The organism is Parageobacillus sp. KH3-4, assembly GCF_022846435.1.
Taxonomy (GTDB): Bacteria; Bacillota; Bacilli; order Bacillales; family Anoxybacillaceae; genus Parageobacillus; species Parageobacillus thermoglucosidasius_A.
On the sequence record NZ_AP025627.1, the window covers coordinates 1,160,708 to 1,178,088 of the forward strand.

Sequence of the window (17,381 nt, forward strand, 5' to 3'; positions counted from 1 at the left end):
TATGATAAAAATGTCTGCAAAAACTTGCGCAATGAAAAGAGCGGTGAATAAGATGAAAAAGGTGTTGATTGTCGGCGCTGGAAATGGGGGCACGGCGCTATTAAAGCTGTTGGATCAAACGGCCATGTTTCAAATTATTGCCGTGGCAGATATTGATGCAAAGGCTCCCGGAATAAAAGTGGCGAAAGAAAGAAGCATTCCAACCGGAACGGACTGGCGTGCTTTCATAAGCGAAGAATTGGACCTTATTATTGAAGCGACGGGAAAGCAGGAAGTGTTAGAGGAGATTCGTGAACGACGCGCTGCAAATACGATCGTCGTTCCGGGAACCGTCGCGCAGATGATGGCCGAGCTTGTCAAAGACAAAGAAACGCTGATTGCGAAATTGAAAAGCGAAACAGCGCGGCGCGGTTTAATTTTTAATTCTGCACATGACGGAATGATTGTCGTCGACGAATTTGCGTACATTACGGATATGAATAATAGCGCTGCGGAAATGATTGAAGTGGATAAAGAGGAAGTCATTGGAAAACATATTTTGGAAGTTATTCCGGAGAGCGGATTGCCGCGAGTGTTAAAAACGAAACAAACCGAATTTCATCAAGAATTAAAATTAGAAAATGGCAAAAAAATTATTACAACACGGATTCCGATGATGGATGAAACGGGAAAACTGATCGGCGCGCTAGCTGTCTTTAAAGATGTTACAGAACTAGTAAAGCTAGCGGAAGAAATCACGGATTTAAAAGAAATGCGCATCATGCTTGAGGCGATTATCCATTCTTCGGAAGAAGCGATTTCGGTCGTCGATGAGCATGGCAACGGCATTTTCATCAATCCCGCTTATACGCGCATTACTGGTCTGTCGGAAGAAGAAGTCATCGGCAAGCCAGCAACTGCTGACATCGCTGAAGGGGAAAGCGTGCATATGCAAGTGCTAAAGACGCGCCGGCCCATTCGTGGCGTGCGCATGAAAGTTGGTCCGAAAAACCGTGATGTGGTGGTGAATGCGGCGCCAATCATTGTTGACGGCGTATTAAAAGGAAGCGTTGGCGTGATTCACGATGTTTCAGAAATTCAACGGCTCACAAACGAATTGAATCGGGCAAGACAAATTATCCGCACGCTGGAAGCAAAATATTCATTTGCCGATATTATTGGGACGTCGGAGGAGATAACGGTAGCGATCGAGCAGGCGAAATTGGCGGCAAAAACGCCGGCCACTATTTTGCTTCGCGGCGAATCTGGCACGGGGAAAGAATTATTCGCCCATGCGATTCATAATGCGAGTGATCGAAAATATAACAAATTTATTCGCGTGAATTGCGCGGCCATTTCTGAAACATTATTAGAGAGCGAATTGTTTGGCTACGAAGAAGGAGCGTTTTCCGGAGCGAAAAGGGGAGGAAAGCGAGGGTTATTTGAAGAAGCGAATAATGGAAGTATTTTCCTCGATGAAATTGGCGAACTTTCCGCTAATACGCAGGCAAAGTTGCTTCGTGTGCTGCAAGAAGGAGAAATCGTTCGCGTCGGCGGTACAAAACCGATTCCGATTAATGTTCGCGTCATTGCGGCAACAAATGTCAATTTAGAGAAAGCCATTGCGGAAGGAACGTTTCGGGAAGACTTATACTACCGGTTAAACCGTATGCCAATTTATATTCCTCCGTTGCGGACGAGAAAAGAAGATATCCCCGCGCTATGCCAGCATTTAATTCAAAAGCTTAACCAAGATTACGGACGCAATGTCGAAGGGGTGACGGCGGCTGCGCTCGATTATTTATTGTCTTACGATTGGCCCGGAAATGTTCGTGAATTAGAAAATGTATTAGGGAGAGCGATGATTTTTATGAAGTTTAATGAAGTGGTGATCGATGTTCATCATATTCCACCGCTTGATATTTCGAGAGAAGCCCCATCTTTTCATAAACATGAGAAGGGCTTGGAAATCCGCTCTCTTCGCGAGATGATGGAGCAATACGAAGCGAAAATCATCGAACAAGCGCTGCGGAAATATAACGACAATAAAACTGCAGCAGCGCGTGCGCTCGGTATTTCGATTCGCAATTTATATTACAAGTTGGAGAAATACGGAATTGCCAAAAAAAGCACGCAATAATTTGCGTGCTATGCAAATTATTGCATGATGAGAATGGTAAATAAAGCGTTTTCATTGTTTTTTTGTTGGCATGTTTTTTGCATTTTAATGAAGTACCTCCATAAATTCCATGAAGAGGTTGGTGCATTAGATGAAGCTGCAATCGTTGATCGATCATACAACAAAATTCCCCGATATGACAGTAGCTGTCGCGGCAGCGGAGGATGAAGAAGTCATCGATGCGGTGGCGATGGCGCTTGATCGCCATTTCGGAAAATTTGTGCTGTATGGGAATCAAGAACAAATTTTGCAACTGTTAAAGCGAAAAAATTATGTAAATTCGGACAGCATACAAATCGTTCATGTCGATTCTGCCGTACAAGCGGCTGAACTTGCCGTCAGAGCCGTTCATTTAAATAAGGCGAACGTGCTTATGAAAGGGAACGTCCCGACCGCCACGTTTTTAAAAGCGGTGTTAAACAAAGAATATGGTTTGCGCATGGGGAAAGTGCTTTCCCATGTTGCGGTATTTGAAATCCCCGGCTATGATCGGTTCATCATTGTAACAGATGCCGCGATGAATATTTCACCTGATTTAGAGCAAAAAGCGCAAATTATTTCGAATGCGGTTGCGGTGGCCCATGCGATTGGCATTGAAACGCCAAAAGTGGCACCGCTTGCGGCGGTGGAAGTAGTGAACCCATCCATGCCAGCAACAATGGATGCTGCGGCATTGACGATGATGCAAAAGCGCGGGCAAATAAAAGGGTGTGTTATTGACGGTCCGCTTGCGCTTGATAACGCTGTTTCGCTCAAGGCAGCCGAGCATAAGCGCATTGACAGCGAAGTCGCAGGGAAAGCAGATATTTTGCTCGTTCCTGACATTGAAGCGGGAAACATGCTGTATAAATCGCTCATTTATTTTGCGAACGCGAAAGTCGGCGCAATCATTGCTGGAGCAAAAGCGCCGATTGTCCTTACGTCGCGCGCTGATTCCGCAGAAAGCAAGCTTTACTCATTGGCCCTTGCTGTTTGCTCCGCATCGAAATAAAAGACTATTGTTGAGGAGGAAGTCACCATGAAACTTTTTAAATATATGGAACAATACGATTATGAACAATTGCTATTTTGCCAGGATAAAGAGTCAGGGCTAAAAGCGATTATCGCAATTCACGATACGACACTCGGACCGGCGTTAGGCGGCACGCGCATGTGGATGTATGAATCGGAAGAAGCGGCAATTGAAGACGCGCTTCGTTTAGCGCGCGGCATGACTTACAAAAACGCTGCAGCAGGACTGAATCTTGGCGGGGGAAAAGCCGTCATTATCGGCGACCCGCGCAAAGACAAAAATGAAGCGATGTTCCGGGCGTTTGGCCGCTTTATTCAAGGGTTAAACGGCCGCTATATTACGGCAGAAGATGTCGGCACGACGGTGGAAGACATGGATATTATTTATCAAGAAACCGATTATGTCACGGGAATTTCTCCTGAATTCGGTTCATCCGGAAATCCATCTCCGGCGACCGCCTATGGCGTTTACCGCGGTATGAAAGCGGCGGTGAAAGAAGCATTTGGCAGCGATTCACTCGAAGGAAAAGTCGTTGCCGTGCAAGGAGTCGGAAGCGTCGCGTACCACTTATGCCGTCATCTTCATGAAGAAGGGGCAAAACTGATCGTTACCGACATCAACAAAGAAGCGGTGCAGCGGGCGGTCGACGAGTTTGGCGCAAAAGCGGTGGACCCGAACGATATTTACGGCGTCGATTGCGATATTTTTGCGCCTTGCGCGCTCGGCGGCATTATTAACGATGAAACGATTCCGCAATTAAAAGCGAAGGTCATTGCTGGTTCAGCGAACAACCAGCTCAAAGAACCAAGACATGGCGACATCATTCATGAAATGGGGATTGTTTACGCGCCAGATTACGTGATTAACGCGGGCGGCGTCATTAACGTCGCGGATGAATTGTACGGTTATAATCGCGAGCGTGCGATGAAAAAAATTGAACAAATTTATGATAATATTGAGAAAGTATTTACGATTGCCAAACGTGACGGTATCCCAACATACAAAGCGGCGGACCGTCTCGCGGAAGAGCGGATTGAAACGATGCGCAAGTCCCGCAGCCAATTTTTGCAAAACGGCCACCACATTTTAAGCCGCCGTCGCGGTTGTTAATGGAAATCTGTTGGAAGCGGAACTCTTTTCCGCTTCCGCAGCCAGAATGGAGGTAACAATCGTTGCAAGCGCGGAAGTTTCGCATTTTAACAATCAATCCTGGATCGACCTCGACAAAAATCGGTGTGTTTGAAAATGAGCGCCCCATTTTGGAAAAAACGATCCGCCATGACTTAGAAACGTTGCAGCAATATCCATCGGTTACCGATCAATATGCATTTCGCAAACAGATGATTTTAGACGCGTTGGACGAAGAAGAGATCAACCTTTCCAAATTAAGTGCTGTCTGCGGTCGCGGCGGCTTGTTGCGCCCGATTGAAGGAGGAACGTACCGCGTCAATAAGCAGATGCTCGAGGATTTGCAAAAAGGCTATTCCGGACAGCACGCTTCCAATCTTGGCGGCATTTTAGCCTATGAAATTGCTTCTGATTTAAATATTCCCGCGTTTATTGTTGATCCTGTCGTTGTCGATGAACTCGAACCAATTGCCCGCATTTCCGGATTTGCGCTCATTGAGCGAAAAAGCATTTTCCACGCGTTAAACCAAAAAGCGGTGGCGCGCCGTGTCGCCAAGCAGCTTGGGAGACGATATGAAGAATTAAATTTGATCGTTGCTCATATGGGAGGCGGAATTACCGTCGGTGCCCATAAAAAAGGGAGAGTGGTGGATGTGAATAACGGGTTGGACGGGGAAGGTCCGTTTAGCCCGGAGCGAGCCGGCACAGTGCCCGCGGGAGATCTCGTTTCATTATGCTTCTCAGGAGAGTATTATCGCGATGAAGTAATGAACATGCTCGTCGGAAAAGGCGGGCTCGTTGGTTATCTTGGCACGAATGATGCGGTAAAAGTCGAAAAAATGATCGAAGCGGGAGATGAAAAGGCAAAGCTTGTCTATAGCGCAATGGCATATCAAGTGGCAAAAGAAATTGGCGCGGCAAGCGCCGTATTGGCAGGAAACGTCGATGCGATCATTTTGACAGGCGGGCTTGCATACGGGAAGCAATTTGTGAAGGAAATTATTGATCGAGTTGACTGGATTGCCGATGTGATCGTTCACCCCGGCGAAAATGAGCTGCAAGCACTTGCCGAAGGAGCGCTGCGTGTTTTGCGCGGAGAGGAAAAAGAGAAAGTATATCCGAACGGAAAATTCGCGACAGCGACCGTTTTGTAATGGAAAGGAGAAACGTTATGGCAAAAGAGTATGACCTCGTCATATTGGGCGGTGGTACGGGCGGCTACGTCGCTGCGATTCGCGCCTCGCAATTAGGGTTGAAAACGGCGGTTGTCGAAAAAGGCAAATTAGGCGGAACTTGCCTTCATGCCGGCTGCATTCCAAGCAAGGCATTGTTGCGCAGTGCCGAGGTATATGCACAAACAAAAAATAGCGAGGCGTTCGGTGTCATTGCGGGCGACGTGCGCCTCGATTTTGCGAAGGTGCAAGCGCGCAAGTTTGCCATTGTTGAACAGCTGCATAAAGGTGTTCAGCATTTGATGAAAAAAGGAAAGATTGATGTATACGCAGGTTTCGGGCGCATTTTAGGCCCGTCGATTTTTTCGCCGATGCCGGGAACGATTTCCGTAGAAATGAACGACGGGACAGAAAATGAAATGCTTGTACCGAAAAACGTCATCATCGCCACAGGTTCGCGCCCGCGGACGTTGCCAGGGTTGGAAATTGACGGAGAGTTTGTCATCACCTCGGATGAAGCGTTGCAAATGGAAACACTTCCTTCTTCCATGATCATCGTCGGCGGCGGTGCCATCGGCATTGAATGGGCATCCATGCTGAATGATTTTGGTGTCGATGTGACGGTATTGGAATATGCGGACCGCATTTTGCCAGCCGAAGACCTTGACGTATCAAAGGAATTAGAAAAACTGCTAAAACGCCGCGGCATTGCGATTGTGACAGAAGCGAAAGTGCTTCCAGAAACATTGGAAAAAGGGAGCAGGGTCACGATTAGAGCAGAACATAAAGGCGAGCAAAAAACGTTTACAGCGGAAAAAATACTCGTTTCCGTCGGGCGCCAAGCAAACATTGAAGGAATCGGCCTGGAAAATACAGATATTGTTATAGAAAATGGGGTTATTCAAACAAACGAATTTTACCAAACGAAAGAGCCGCATATTTATGCGATTGGCGATGTGATCGGCGGTTTGCAGCTGGCGCACGTAGCATCCCATGAAGGAATTGTTGCTGTCGAGCATATTGCCGGCCAAAATCCGTTTCCGATCGACTACACAATGATTGCAAAATGCGTCTACAGCCGTCCGGAAGTTGCCAGTGTCGGCTTGACGGAAGAAGAAGCGAAAGCGAAAGGGTATGAAGTAAAAGTCGGAAAATTTCCGTTTAAAGCGATCGGCAAGGCGCTCGTGTTTGGCGAAGCGGAAGGGTTCGTAAAAATCGTCGCCGATCAAAAAACGAATGACTTGCTCGGCGTTCATATGGTCGGCCCTCATGTTACCGATATGATTTCCGAGGCAGGACTTGCCCGCGTATTGGATGCGACGCCGTGGGAGGTTGCGCATGCGATCCATCCGCATCCGACGTTGTCAGAGGCGATGGCGGAAGCGGCGCTTGCTGTTGATGGAAACGCGATTCATTTTTAAGCGAATAAAGGGAGGTTGTTGCGATGGCGGAAAATCGTCACCAAGCGCTAGGCTTAAGCGATGAAGCGGTATTGCAAATGTATGAAACGATGTTGTTGGCTCGGAAAATCGATGAACGCATGTGGTTATTAAACCGCGCCGGAAAAATTCCGTTCGTTATCTCTTGCCAAGGTCAAGAAGCGGCGCAAGTCGGCGCGGCGTTTGCCCTCGACCGCACGAAAGATTACGTGTTGCCTTACTACCGCGATATGGGCGTTGTTTTAACATTTGGCATGACGCCGAAGGAGCTAATGCTGTCCGCGTTTGCGAAAGCGGAAGATCCAAACTCCGGCGGACGGCAAATGCCAGGTCACTTCGGGAAAAAGAAAAACCGCATCGTCACCGGCTCATCTCCAGTAACGACGCAAGTGCCGCATGCGGTCGGCATCGCGCTGGCGGCGAAAATGGAAAAGAAAGATTTTATCGCGTTTGTCACGTTCGGCGAAGGGTCATCGAACCAAGGAGACTTCCACGAAGGAGCAAACTTTGCCGGCGTTCATAAGCTTCCTGTTATTTTTATGTGCGAAAATAACAAATACGCGATTTCCGTGCCAATTTCTAAACAATTGGCGTGCGAAAAAGTATCGGACCGCGCCATCGGTTACGGCATGCCGGGCTATACGGTGGACGGAAACGATCCGCTTGAAGTATACAAAGTCGTTAAAGAGGCGGCTGACCGTGCCCGCCGCGGCGAAGGGCCGACATTGATTGAAACAGTTTCCTACCGTTTAACTTCGCATTCTTCCGACGACGACCAACGCGCATACCGTTCCGAAGAAGAGCTTGCTGAGGCGCGAGCCAAAGATCCGATTATTTCGTTTGCGAAATATTTAAAAGAAGTCGGCGTGTTGACAGACGAACTAGAAAAAGAAATTCGCGATCGCGTTATGAAACAGGTGGATGAAGCGACCGACTACGCCGAAAAGGCGCCGTACGCGGAACCGGAACAAGCCTTAAAGTACGTATACGCGGAGAAGTGAGGAGGAAGAAACGATGCCAGTAATTTCTTATATTGATGCTGTGACGATGGCGATTCGCGAGGAAATGGAACGCGACCCGCGCGTCTTCATATTAGGAGAAGACGTTGGAAAAAAAGGCGGGGTATTTAAAGCGACGCAAGGATTGTATGAACAGTTCGGCGAAGAGCGCGTCATCGACACCCCGCTGTCGGAATCAGCGATCGTCGGCGTCGGAATCGGTGCGGCGATGTACGGATTGCGTCCGATTGTCGAAATTCAATTCGCTGATTTTATCATGCCTGCGGTCAACCAAATTATTTCGGAGGCGGCGCGCATTCGCTACCGCTCAAACAATGACTGGAACTGCCCGATCGTCATCCGCGCTCCTTACGGCGGCGGCATTCACGGCGCATTATACCATTCGCAATCGGTGGAAGCGATTTTTGCGAACCAGCCAGGTTTAAAAATCGTCATGCCGTCGACGCCATATGATGTCAAAGGATTGTTAAAAGCAGCCATTCGCGACGAAGACCCGGTTCTTTTCTTTGAGCATAAACGCGCGTATCGCTTAATTAAAGGCGAAGTGCCGGAAGACGATTACGTATTGCCGATCGGCAAAGCGGACGTTAAACGCGAAGGTGATGATATTACCGTGATTACGTACGGACTGTGCGTCCATTTCGCTCTCGAGGCGGCAGAACGCGTCGCGCAAGACGGCATCTCCGCGCACATTCTTGATTTGCGCACCGTGTATCCGCTGGATAAGGAAGCGATTATCGAAGCGGCAAGCAAAACAGGAAAAGTGCTGCTTATTACGGAAGATAACAAAGAAGGAAGCGTTATAAGCGAAGTGGCGGCGATTATTGCCGAACATTGCTTGTTTGATTTAGACGCGCCAATTATGCGCCTTGCCGGTCCGGATGTTCCGGCGATGCCATATGCGCCGACGATGGAAAAATTTTTTATGGTCAACCCGGATAAAGTGGAAAAAGCGATGCGCGAGCTAGCGGCATTTTAAGGAATGAACATCGAGGTGGTTATTTTCGTTTTGTCCAGCTACGCTATTTTTCAAACATAGCTTTTACCCGAGAGAATAGGAGGTTATAATGTGGCAATCGAACCAATTACGATGCCTCAGCTAGGTGAAAGCGTCACTGAAGGCACGATTAGCAAATGGCTTGTATCTGCCGGCGATAAAGTAAACAAATACGACCCAATTGCCGAAGTGATGACGGATAAAGTGAACGCGGAAATTCCTTCATCATTTACAGGTGTGATCAAAGAAATTGTCGCCAGCGAAGGCGAAACGCTGCGAGTAGGAGCGGTCATTTGCACGATCGAAGTGGAAGCGTTGGATCAAGAAGCGCAAATAGAGGAAAAACAGGAAGAAGCGCGAAAAGAGGAGCAAGCTGCAGCGTCGGAGCCGAAAAAGCCGACAAAAGCGAAAGGGCGCTATTCTCCGGCGGTGTTGCGCCTGGCCCGAGAATATAGTATTGATCTCGCTCAAGTCCAAGGGACAGGATTGGGCGGACGGATTACGCGCAAAGATTTGTTAAAACTGATCGAATCCGGAAATATCCCGAAAGCGAGTGCTTCCCAGCCTGCGCCGCAGCCGACACTAGCGCAAGAAGCGAAAAAAGCGGAACAAGCGGCTGTTCTGAAACAGCCGGAGGCGTCAAGCGTTCCTGTTCATGCAGGAGATGTCGAAATTCCGGTCACACCGGTGCGCAGAGCGATCGCCGCAAACATGCTCCGCAGCAAGCATGAAGTGCCGCACGCTTGGATGATGGTCGAAGCTGATGTGACGAATTTAGTGGCATACCGCGATGCGATAAAAGATGAGTTTAAAAAACGCGAAGGTTTCAATTTGACGTATTTTGCTTTTTTTGTCAAAGCGGTCGCACAAGCGTTGAAAGAATTCCCGCAGCTTAACTCGATGTGGGCGGGCGATAAAATCGTGCAAAAAAAAGACATCAATATCTCGATCGCGGTCGCAGCGGACGATGCGCTATTTGTGCCTGTCATTAAACATGCCGACGAAAAATCCATTAAAGGCATCGCTCGTGAAATCGCCGAGCTAGCGGCAAAAGCGCGCACCGGCAGGCTCCGTCCGGAAGATATGCAAGGCGGCACATTCACCGTCAACAACACCGGTTCGTTCGGCTCGGTGCAATCGATGGGCATCATCAATTATCCGCAAGCGGCGATTTTGCAAGTCGAATCGATCGTCAAACGCCCGGTTGTCAAAGACGGGATGATCGCCATCCGCGACATGGTCAACTTATGTTTATCGCTTGACCATCGCGTTTTGGACGGCCTTATTTGCGGCCGCTTCCTCGCGCGTGTGAAAGAAATTTTGGAAAACGTATCAAAAGACAATACGCCGATTTATTAATGGCACCTCCGCCGCCATTTTGCATGCGGCGGGGGTGTTTTGCTGTGAATATCTTCCGCAAATCGATCGTTAATTCAGGAAAAACTGTTTTTCCCATTTTCCTTGCTGGATTTAGAAACGGATTCTGTTTTCTTCATTGCTAGAACTATGCAATATATACTACAATAAAAATAAAAATGTCATTAATATTTCTAAAAGTGCAAAAGAAAGCGGTTTCTTGTGGATGGGGGAAAGCGCTGAAAAGGGGGAGAACATAGTGAGTGATATTTCGACGATGAAAAATGTGACGTTTCCCATTCCAAGTTTCACGGAGTGGGAACAGGCAGTCGAGAAGTCGTTAAAAGGAAAGCCATTCGAAAAATTGTATTCGACTACGTATGAAAATATCATCATTAAACCCATTTATACGCGCCGTGACATAGAGTCGCTTGCGCATGTCGAACAGTATCCGGGGTTTCCGGGCTATGTTCGCGGCACCAGACCAAACGGCTATATTCAAGAACCTTGGAAAGTAAGCCAAGAAATTTCCGCAACCAGTCCGCAAGAATGGAACGAGATCGTTAAGCATGACTTGGCAAAAGGACAAACAGAAATCCATATCGTTTTGGATCGGTTAGGGTTTCCAGTGATATCGCTTGATGATATGGAAATCATGTTTTCGGATATTTCTTTGGATCAATATTCGCTTCGCGTCGACGCTGGGGCACAATCGCTTTCCTTTTTTGCACTGTTTGCCGCTTATTTGCAAAAACGGCAAATGCCGTTTGCCGCAGTGCACGGAACGATTGGGATGGATCCTATCGGTACGCTAGCGGAAACAGGGCATCTCTCATTCTCGCTTGCGTCATTGTACGATGTGATGGCAGATGCGGTGCAATGGGCAAAAAATAATATGCCGCACGTAAAAACGATCATCGTCCGCGGTGAGCCGTATCATAACGGCGGAGCGAACGCCATTCAAGAATTAGCCTTCGCGTTTTCGACAGCGGTCGAGTATATAAATGCATGTTTAGACAGAGGCTTGATGATCGATGATATCGCATCGCGAATCCAATTTTCATTCGCGATCGGTTCGAACTTTTTTATGGAGATCGCAAAGCTTCGTGCGGCGAGGCTTGTTTGGTCAAACATCGTGCAGGCGTTCGGAGGCAGTGAGCGAGCGCAAAAAATCGCGATGCATGCACGCACATCTTATTTTACGAAAACAATTTACGATCCGTATGTCAACATGCTTCGCGCGACGGCAGAAGCATTTGCCGCGACGGTTGGCGGCGCCGACAGCCTTCACGTTTCCCCGTTTGACGAGGCGATCGGACCAGCTGATGAATTTTCAAGAAGAATCGCCCGCAACACGCAGCTCATTTTGCTGGAAGAAGCACATATCGCTAATGTCATCGATCCGGCTGGCGGCTCATACTATGTGGAAATGTTGACAGCGAAAGTAGCGGAAGAATCATGGAGGCTGTTTCAGCAAATCGAAGGAAAAGGCGGCATCGTGAAAGCGCTTCAAGACGGGGTTGTGCAAGCGGAAGTAGAAAACGTTGCCAAGCAGCGGAGAGATAATGTGAAAAAGCGAAAAGAAAAAATTGTCGGAACGAACTTTTATGCCAACTTAGCGGAAACACCTATACAAAAAGCGAACGAAAGCGGCGAAAAACCTCTCTCACTTTTAAGAATCGATGAAGAAAACGTTGTCCAACTGCAAGAAGGATTCCGTGAAAAACGATGGATCGCAACAGCGGTTTTTATGGCGGCTCGCCGAGCAACCGCTCGGGAAATTGAAGCGGCGTTAAAAGGCGATGGAACATCGCTAAACGTCGAGCCGATTCCACAATGGAGACTTGCCGAACCGTTCGAACAGCTGCGCAAAGCTGCCGAAGCCCATTTAGAAAAATACGGTGCTCGGCCTACCGTTCATCTTATCAATATCGGAAACATTCCAAACTATAAAGCGCGCGCTGATTTTATCACCGGCTTTTTTGAGGCTGGCGGCGTGGCTGTGTCTAAAAGCGAAGGATACCATACCGCAGAGGAAGCGGTGTCAGGAGCCCTTGAAGCAAACGGCACGCATTATATTATTTGCGGCTCAGATGAAAGCTACACGGACATGGTTCCGGCCATCGCGAAAGCGTTAAAGCAAACGAATTCAAACGTAAAACTATACGTGGCTGGAAAGCAAGCACCAGATGTAGAACAATCTTTCGCGCAAGCTGGCGTGGATGGTTTTCTTCATATCGGTTCAAACTGTTATGAAACGATTGTGTCGTTTATGAAAGAAATGGGGGTGGCCCTTGATGAGTAGAAAAGTCGATTTTACGAACGTCTCGTTGCGCATGACGGAGAAAATGGCGGATGAACAGCAATGGAAGCGGGCGATCGAAGAAAAAGTGCGCGCGTCGATCGATGACCTGTTGTTTCAAACGAATGAGCACATTGCCATTAAGCCGCTTTATACGAAAAAAGATATCGAAGGTTTTGACTTTCTCGATTATATGCCAGGAATCCCGCCGTATTTGCGCGGGCCGTATCCGTCGATGTATGTGAATCGGCCGTGGACGATCCGGCAATATGCGGGATTTTCGACAGCAGAAGAAAGCAATGCGTTTTACCGCCGCAATTTGGCGATGGGGCAAAAAGGGCTGTCCGTCGCCTTTGACCTTGCGACCCACCGCGGCTATGACTCCGATCATCCGCGCGTCGTCGGCGACGTCGGCAAAGCGGGGGTAGCGATCGACTCGGTGTTAGATATGAAAATTTTGTTTGATGGCATTCCGCTTGACCAAATGTCGGTATCGATGACGATGAACGGCGCGGTGCTGCCGATTATGGCGTTTTACATCGTCACGGCGGAAGAGCAAGGTGTTACGCAAGACAAACTTTCCGGGACGATTCAAAACGATATTTTAAAAGAATATATGGTGCGCAACACCTATATTTACCCGCCGGAAACGTCGATGCGCATTATCGCGGATATTTTTGAGTATACGTCTAAATATATGCCGAAATTTAACAGCATCAGCATTTCCGGCTACCATATGCAAGAAGCGGGGGCGCCGGCCGATATTGAATTGGCGTATACGCTCGCTGACGGATTGGAATATGTTCGCACAGGATTGAAGGCGGGCATCGACATTGACTCATTCGCGCCGAGATTATCGTTTTTCTGGGCGATTGGCATGAACTATTTCATGGAAGTCGCGAAACTGCGCGCGGCACGCATCATGTGGGCGAAAATGATGAAAACATTCAACCCGAAAAATCCGAAATCGCTTGCATTGCGGACACATTCGCAAACATCGGGGTGGAGCTTGACCGAGCAGGACCCGTTTAACAATGTCGTGCGCACGCTGATCGAAGCGCACGCTGCTGCGCTCGGCCATACGCAGTCGCTCCATACGAACGCGCTCGATGAAGCGATTGCGCTGCCGACCGATTTTTCAGCACGCATCGCCCGCAATACACAGCTGTATTTGCAAGATGAAACCGGCATCTGCAATGTCATCGACCCGTGGGCTGGCTCCTACTACGTCGAGACGTTAACGAACGAATTAATGAACCGCGCGTGGAAGCATATTGAAGAAATCGAGAGCCTTGGCGGCATGGCGAAAGCGATTGAAACGGGAATCCCGAAGATGCGCATTGAAGAAGCGGCGGCAAGACGCCAAGCGAGAATCGATTCCGGCGCGGAAACGATTATCGGCGTCAATAAATACCGTCCGGAAAAAGAAGAACCGATCGAAATTTTAGAAGTCGACAATACAGCGGTGCGGATGCGCCAGATTGAAAGATTAAAACAGCTGCGCGCCTCGCGCGATGAGCAAAAGGTTCAAGAAGCGCTTGACGCGATTACGAGAGCGACGGAAACGGGAGAAGGAAACTTGCTTGAATTGGCCGTGCAGGCGGCACGCGCCCGCGCGACATTAGGGGAAATTTCTTACGCGATTGAAAAAGTGGCGAAGCGCCATAAAGCGGTAATCCGCTCGATTATCGGCGTGTACAGTTCCGAATTCCAAAACGAAGAGCAATTTAAGCGCGTCAAAAAAATGACCGATGAATTTTATGAATTGGAAGGGCGCCGCCCTCGGATTATGATCGCAAAAATGGGTCAGGACGGCCATGACCGCGGGGCGAAAGTGATCGCGACGGCGTTTGCCGATTTAGGCTTTGACGTTGACATCGGCCCGCTGTTCCAAACGCCGGAAGAAACGGCACGCCAGGCGGTTGAAAACGACGTCCATGTCGTCGGGATCAGCTCGCTCGCCGGCGGGCATAAGACGTTGCTGCCGCAGTTGGTGGAAGAACTGCGCAAGCTTGGCCGCGAAGATATTATCGTTGTCGTCGGAGGAGTCATTCCGCCGCAAGATTATGAGTTTCTATATCGACACGGCGCATCTGCCATTTTCGGGCCGGGAACAGTGATTCCAGCTGCTGCCGAAAAAGTGCTTGAAGAAATTTATAAACGTCTCGGTTACGAGGAAGTGAGCCAATGAACGACGAACGAACGCATCGCCCCGAATGGGTGGAAAAAGAGAAGGAACATGAGTTCGCTACCGCTTATGTGAAAGCTGCCGCATCCGCTTCGCCAAAACGCTGGGTGAAGCGGAAAGAGCGGTCGGTAAAAGAATATGTCGAAGGTGTGTTAAACAATGACCGCACGATTTTGGCGCAGGCAATTACGCTTGTTGAAAGCAATGCGGCAAAGCATATGGACATCGCCCAGCAAGTGTTAAACGAGCTGCTTCCGCATGTCGGAAAGTCGGTCCGCATCGGCATCACCGGTGTGCCGGGAGCAGGGAAGAGCACGTTTATTGAGGCGTTTGGCACGTTTTTATGCGAACGGGGGCACCGCGTCGCCGTCTTAGCCGTCGACCCAAGCAGCTCGTTAACGGGCGGCAGCATTCTCGGGGATAAAACGCGGATGGAAACGCTGGCGCGCCATCCGCGCGCCTTCATCCGGCCATCGCCATCAGGGGGAACGCTCGGCGGTGTGCATCGGAAAACGCGCGAGACGATAATGCTTTGTGAAGCGGCGGGATATGACATTATTTTGGTGGAAACGGTCGGCGTCGGGCAAAGCGAGTTTGTCGTGCGCGGCATGGTCGATTTCTTTTTAATGCTGGTGCTGACCGGAGCAGGTGACGAATTGCAAGGAATGAAACGCGGAATTATGGAATTGGCCGATGCGATCGTGATTAACAAAGCGGACGGCGACAATAAGCAGAAAGCATTGGCCGCGCAAAAAGAATACAACCAATTTCTTCATTATTTGCGGCCGGCGACACCGGGATGGAGGACAAAAGCGTATACGTGTTCGGCGCTTTTGGGAGAAGGAATCGAAGAAATTTGGCACGTGATTGAGAAGTTTGTGAAAGCGACAAAACGGTCCGGCGTGTTTGCCATGCGCCGGCGCCACCAGCAAAAAGATTGGATTTACTCGATGATTAAAGATTATTTAGAAGCGAGCTTCTTTTCCCACCCTGTGGTGAAAGAAAAGCTGCCGATCATTGAAAATAACGTCATTTCCGGAACGCAGTCGGTCACTTCAGCAGTTCGAGAGCTTATTAAAGTGTATGAGAGTAGGGAAACGTAAAAAAATGTGATACGATATAAAAGAGGAGGTGTATGCGATGTTCCAATTTCCGCTTTACAATGATATTGTTGAGCAATCGCGCCGCGAAATCGTGGAAGCCGGTTTTGAAGAGTTGCGCACTCCCGAAGAAGTCGACGCCGCATTCAAGCGTCCAGGCACAACGCTTGTGATGATCAATTCGGTATGCGGCTGCGCCGGCGGCATCGCCCGTCCTGCGGCGGCGCATGCGATTCATTATGACAAACGCCCGGACCATCTTGTGACCGTATTTGCCGGGCAAGATAAAGAGGCGACAGCAAGAGCGCGCGAATATTTTGAAGGGCAGCCGCCTTCTTCGCCATCATTCGCGCTTTTAAAAGACGGCAAGCTTTGCACGATGATTCATCGCCACGAAATCGAAGGGCATGAACCGATCGAAGTCGTGCAAAAGCTGCAGGCAGCGTTTGACCAATATTGCGATGAAGTATAACGGAGCTATATTTTCAGCTCCGTTATTTATTTGTTTGTTGTTATTTTTAAAAAATAAAAATGATTTATTTATAATAAAATGGATTGCGTGATGATTGGGATATGTGTTAATATACAAAACATAGAATATATATTCAAAAGCGAATTGCATCTTGCTAATCTTTAACAATTATTTCATAATATTATAAAAATTATTTAATTTTTTAAATACATAGAGAAGGAGAGACATTGTATGAAAAAGCTAGTATCGTTATTTGTTTCTAGCATTCTACTCATTGGCCTGCTTTCCGCCTGTGGAGCAGGGGGCGAAGAAAAGAACGGGAGCGGGGCGCAAAAAAAAGTGCTAAAAATGGGAACTTCCGCCGATTATGCGCCATTTGAGTATATCGACACCGCTAAAGGCAATGAAATTATCGGATTTGACGTTGATTTGGCGAAGATGATTACGAAGGAACTGGGATACGAATTTGAAATTGTCGATATGGACTTTACTGGGTTGATTCCGGCATTGCAGTCGGGAAAAGTCGATTTTGTGTTGGCGGGAATGACACCGACGAAAGATCGCAAGAAAAACGTTGATTTCTCGGATGTGTATTATGTATCACGGAACATGATTGTTTCCAAAAAAGGAAGCGGCATTAAAAAGGTTGAAGACTTAAAAGGAAAAACGGTCGGCGTCCAAACTGGTTCGATTCAGGAAGGGGAAGCGAAAAAAATTGCAAAGACGGTTGATATGAAAATAGAAAGCCGCAACCACATTCCAGAATTAATTCAAGAGATTCAAGCAGGGCGCTTTGATGCGGCAATTATTGAAGATACGGTTGCAAAAGGGTATTTGCAAACGAGCAACGGCAAACTAGAAGGGTACACGATTCCGACAAATGAACAAGAAGCAGGCTCTGCCATTGCCTTCCCGAAAGGCAGCAAGCTTCGCGATGAGTTTAACAAAGTGTTGCGAGAAAAAATCAAAAACGGCGAAGTGGATAAGCTGATTAAAAAATGGTTTGACCAATAATCACCATGCGTTCAAAAAGGAAAT

At 48.3% G+C, this 17,381-nt stretch carries 13 protein-coding genes; all 13 read left to right on the top strand.

Annotated features, from left to right (window positions below; translation table 11 throughout):
• The first annotated feature begins 52 nt into the window (after window positions 1-52).
• Window positions 53-2,119 (top strand): sigma 54-interacting transcriptional regulator, encoded by a 2,067-nt coding sequence (locus MWM02_RS06010; RefSeq protein WP_244403156.1) that lies wholly within the window; start codon window positions 53-55, stop codon window positions 2,117-2,119.
• Between the two features lie 130 nt (window positions 2,120-2,249).
• Window positions 2,250-3,149, top strand: coding sequence for a phosphate butyryltransferase (gene yqiS, locus MWM02_RS06015; RefSeq protein WP_064549961.1), 900 nt, complete (start codon window positions 2,250-2,252; stop codon window positions 3,147-3,149).
• 27 nt (window positions 3,150-3,176) lie between these two features.
• Window positions 3,177-4,280 carry a branched-chain amino acid dehydrogenase gene (bcd, locus tag MWM02_RS06020; protein WP_064549962.1) on the top strand — a complete coding sequence of 368 codons (1,104 nt, stop codon included), beginning with the start codon at window positions 3,177-3,179 and terminating at the stop codon, window positions 4,278-4,280.
• A gap of 62 nt (window positions 4,281-4,342) precedes the next feature.
• Window positions 4,343-5,452 carry a butyrate kinase gene (buk, locus tag MWM02_RS06025; protein ID WP_064549963.1) on the top strand — a complete coding sequence of 370 codons (1,110 nt, stop codon included), beginning with the start codon at window positions 4,343-4,345 and terminating at the stop codon, window positions 5,450-5,452.
• Between the two features lie 17 nt (window positions 5,453-5,469).
• Window positions 5,470-6,891 carry a dihydrolipoyl dehydrogenase gene (lpdA, locus tag MWM02_RS06030; RefSeq protein ID WP_244403157.1) on the top strand — a complete coding sequence of 474 codons (1,422 nt, stop codon included), beginning with the start codon at window positions 5,470-5,472 and terminating at the stop codon, window positions 6,889-6,891.
• A 23-nt stretch (window positions 6,892-6,914) separates the two neighbouring features.
• Window positions 6,915-7,910, top strand: a complete 996-nt coding sequence (locus tag MWM02_RS06035) for a thiamine pyrophosphate-dependent dehydrogenase E1 component subunit alpha (RefSeq protein ID WP_064549965.1) — start codon at window positions 6,915-6,917, stop codon at window positions 7,908-7,910.
• Window positions 7,911-7,923: 13 nt separating this feature from the next.
• Window positions 7,924-8,907 (top strand): alpha-ketoacid dehydrogenase subunit beta, encoded by a 984-nt coding sequence (locus MWM02_RS06040; protein WP_244403158.1) that lies wholly within the window; start codon window positions 7,924-7,926, stop codon window positions 8,905-8,907.
• A 90-nt stretch (window positions 8,908-8,997) separates the two neighbouring features.
• Window positions 8,998-10,284, top strand: coding sequence for a dihydrolipoamide acetyltransferase family protein (locus MWM02_RS06045; protein WP_244403160.1), 1,287 nt, complete (start codon window positions 8,998-9,000; stop codon window positions 10,282-10,284).
• Between the two features lie 256 nt (window positions 10,285-10,540).
• Entirely contained in the window at window positions 10,541-12,586 is a 2,046-nt protein-coding gene (locus MWM02_RS06050) for a methylmalonyl-CoA mutase family protein (RefSeq protein ID WP_244403162.1), read from the top strand.
• Entirely contained in the window at window positions 12,579-14,774 is a 2,196-nt protein-coding gene (scpA, locus tag MWM02_RS06055; RefSeq protein ID WP_244403164.1) for a methylmalonyl-CoA mutase, read from the top strand. Before MWM02_RS06050 ends, scpA begins: the two co-directional genes overlap by 8 nt.
• Window positions 14,771-15,874 (top strand): methylmalonyl Co-A mutase-associated GTPase MeaB, encoded by a 1,104-nt coding sequence (gene meaB / locus MWM02_RS06060; RefSeq protein ID WP_244403167.1) that lies wholly within the window; start codon window positions 14,771-14,773, stop codon window positions 15,872-15,874. Before scpA ends, meaB begins: the two co-directional genes overlap by 4 nt.
• A 37-nt stretch (window positions 15,875-15,911) precedes the next feature.
• Complete coding sequence (locus MWM02_RS06065; RefSeq protein ID WP_013400436.1) at window positions 15,912-16,343, top strand: BrxA/BrxB family bacilliredoxin; 432 nt, start codon at window positions 15,912-15,914, stop codon at window positions 16,341-16,343.
• Window positions 16,344-16,574: 231 nt separating this feature from the next.
• Window positions 16,575-17,357 carry a transporter substrate-binding domain-containing protein gene (locus tag MWM02_RS06070; protein WP_244403169.1) on the top strand — a complete coding sequence of 261 codons (783 nt, stop codon included), beginning with the start codon at window positions 16,575-16,577 and terminating at the stop codon, window positions 17,355-17,357.
• Window positions 17,358-17,381 lie beyond the last annotated feature (24 nt).

What these genes read in the sequence shown, in the direction of transcription:
- MWM02_RS06010 (WP_244403156.1), top strand. Translation starts at nt 53, where the DNA reads ATGAAAAAGGTGTTGATTGTCGGCGCTGGAAATGGGGGCACGGCGCTA.
- yqiS (WP_064549961.1), top strand. Translation starts at nt 2,250, where the DNA reads ATGAAGCTGCAATCGTTGATCGATCATACAACAAAATTCCCCGATATG.
- bcd (WP_064549962.1), top strand. Translation starts at nt 3,177, where the DNA reads ATGAAACTTTTTAAATATATGGAACAATACGATTATGAACAATTGCTA.
- lpdA (WP_244403157.1), top strand. Translation starts at nt 5,470, where the DNA reads ATGGCAAAAGAGTATGACCTCGTCATATTGGGCGGTGGTACGGGCGGC.
- MWM02_RS06035 (WP_064549965.1), top strand. Translation starts at nt 6,915, where the DNA reads ATGGCGGAAAATCGTCACCAAGCGCTAGGCTTAAGCGATGAAGCGGTA.
- MWM02_RS06040 (WP_244403158.1), top strand. Translation starts at nt 7,924, where the DNA reads ATGCCAGTAATTTCTTATATTGATGCTGTGACGATGGCGATTCGCGAG.
- scpA (WP_244403164.1), top strand. Translation starts at nt 12,579, where the DNA reads ATGAGTAGAAAAGTCGATTTTACGAACGTCTCGTTGCGCATGACGGAG.
- meaB (WP_244403167.1), top strand. Translation starts at nt 14,771, where the DNA reads ATGAACGACGAACGAACGCATCGCCCCGAATGGGTGGAAAAAGAGAAG.
- MWM02_RS06065 (WP_013400436.1), top strand. Translation starts at nt 15,912, where the DNA reads ATGTTCCAATTTCCGCTTTACAATGATATTGTTGAGCAATCGCGCCGC.
- MWM02_RS06070 (WP_244403169.1), top strand. Translation starts at nt 16,575, where the DNA reads ATGAAAAAGCTAGTATCGTTATTTGTTTCTAGCATTCTACTCATTGGC.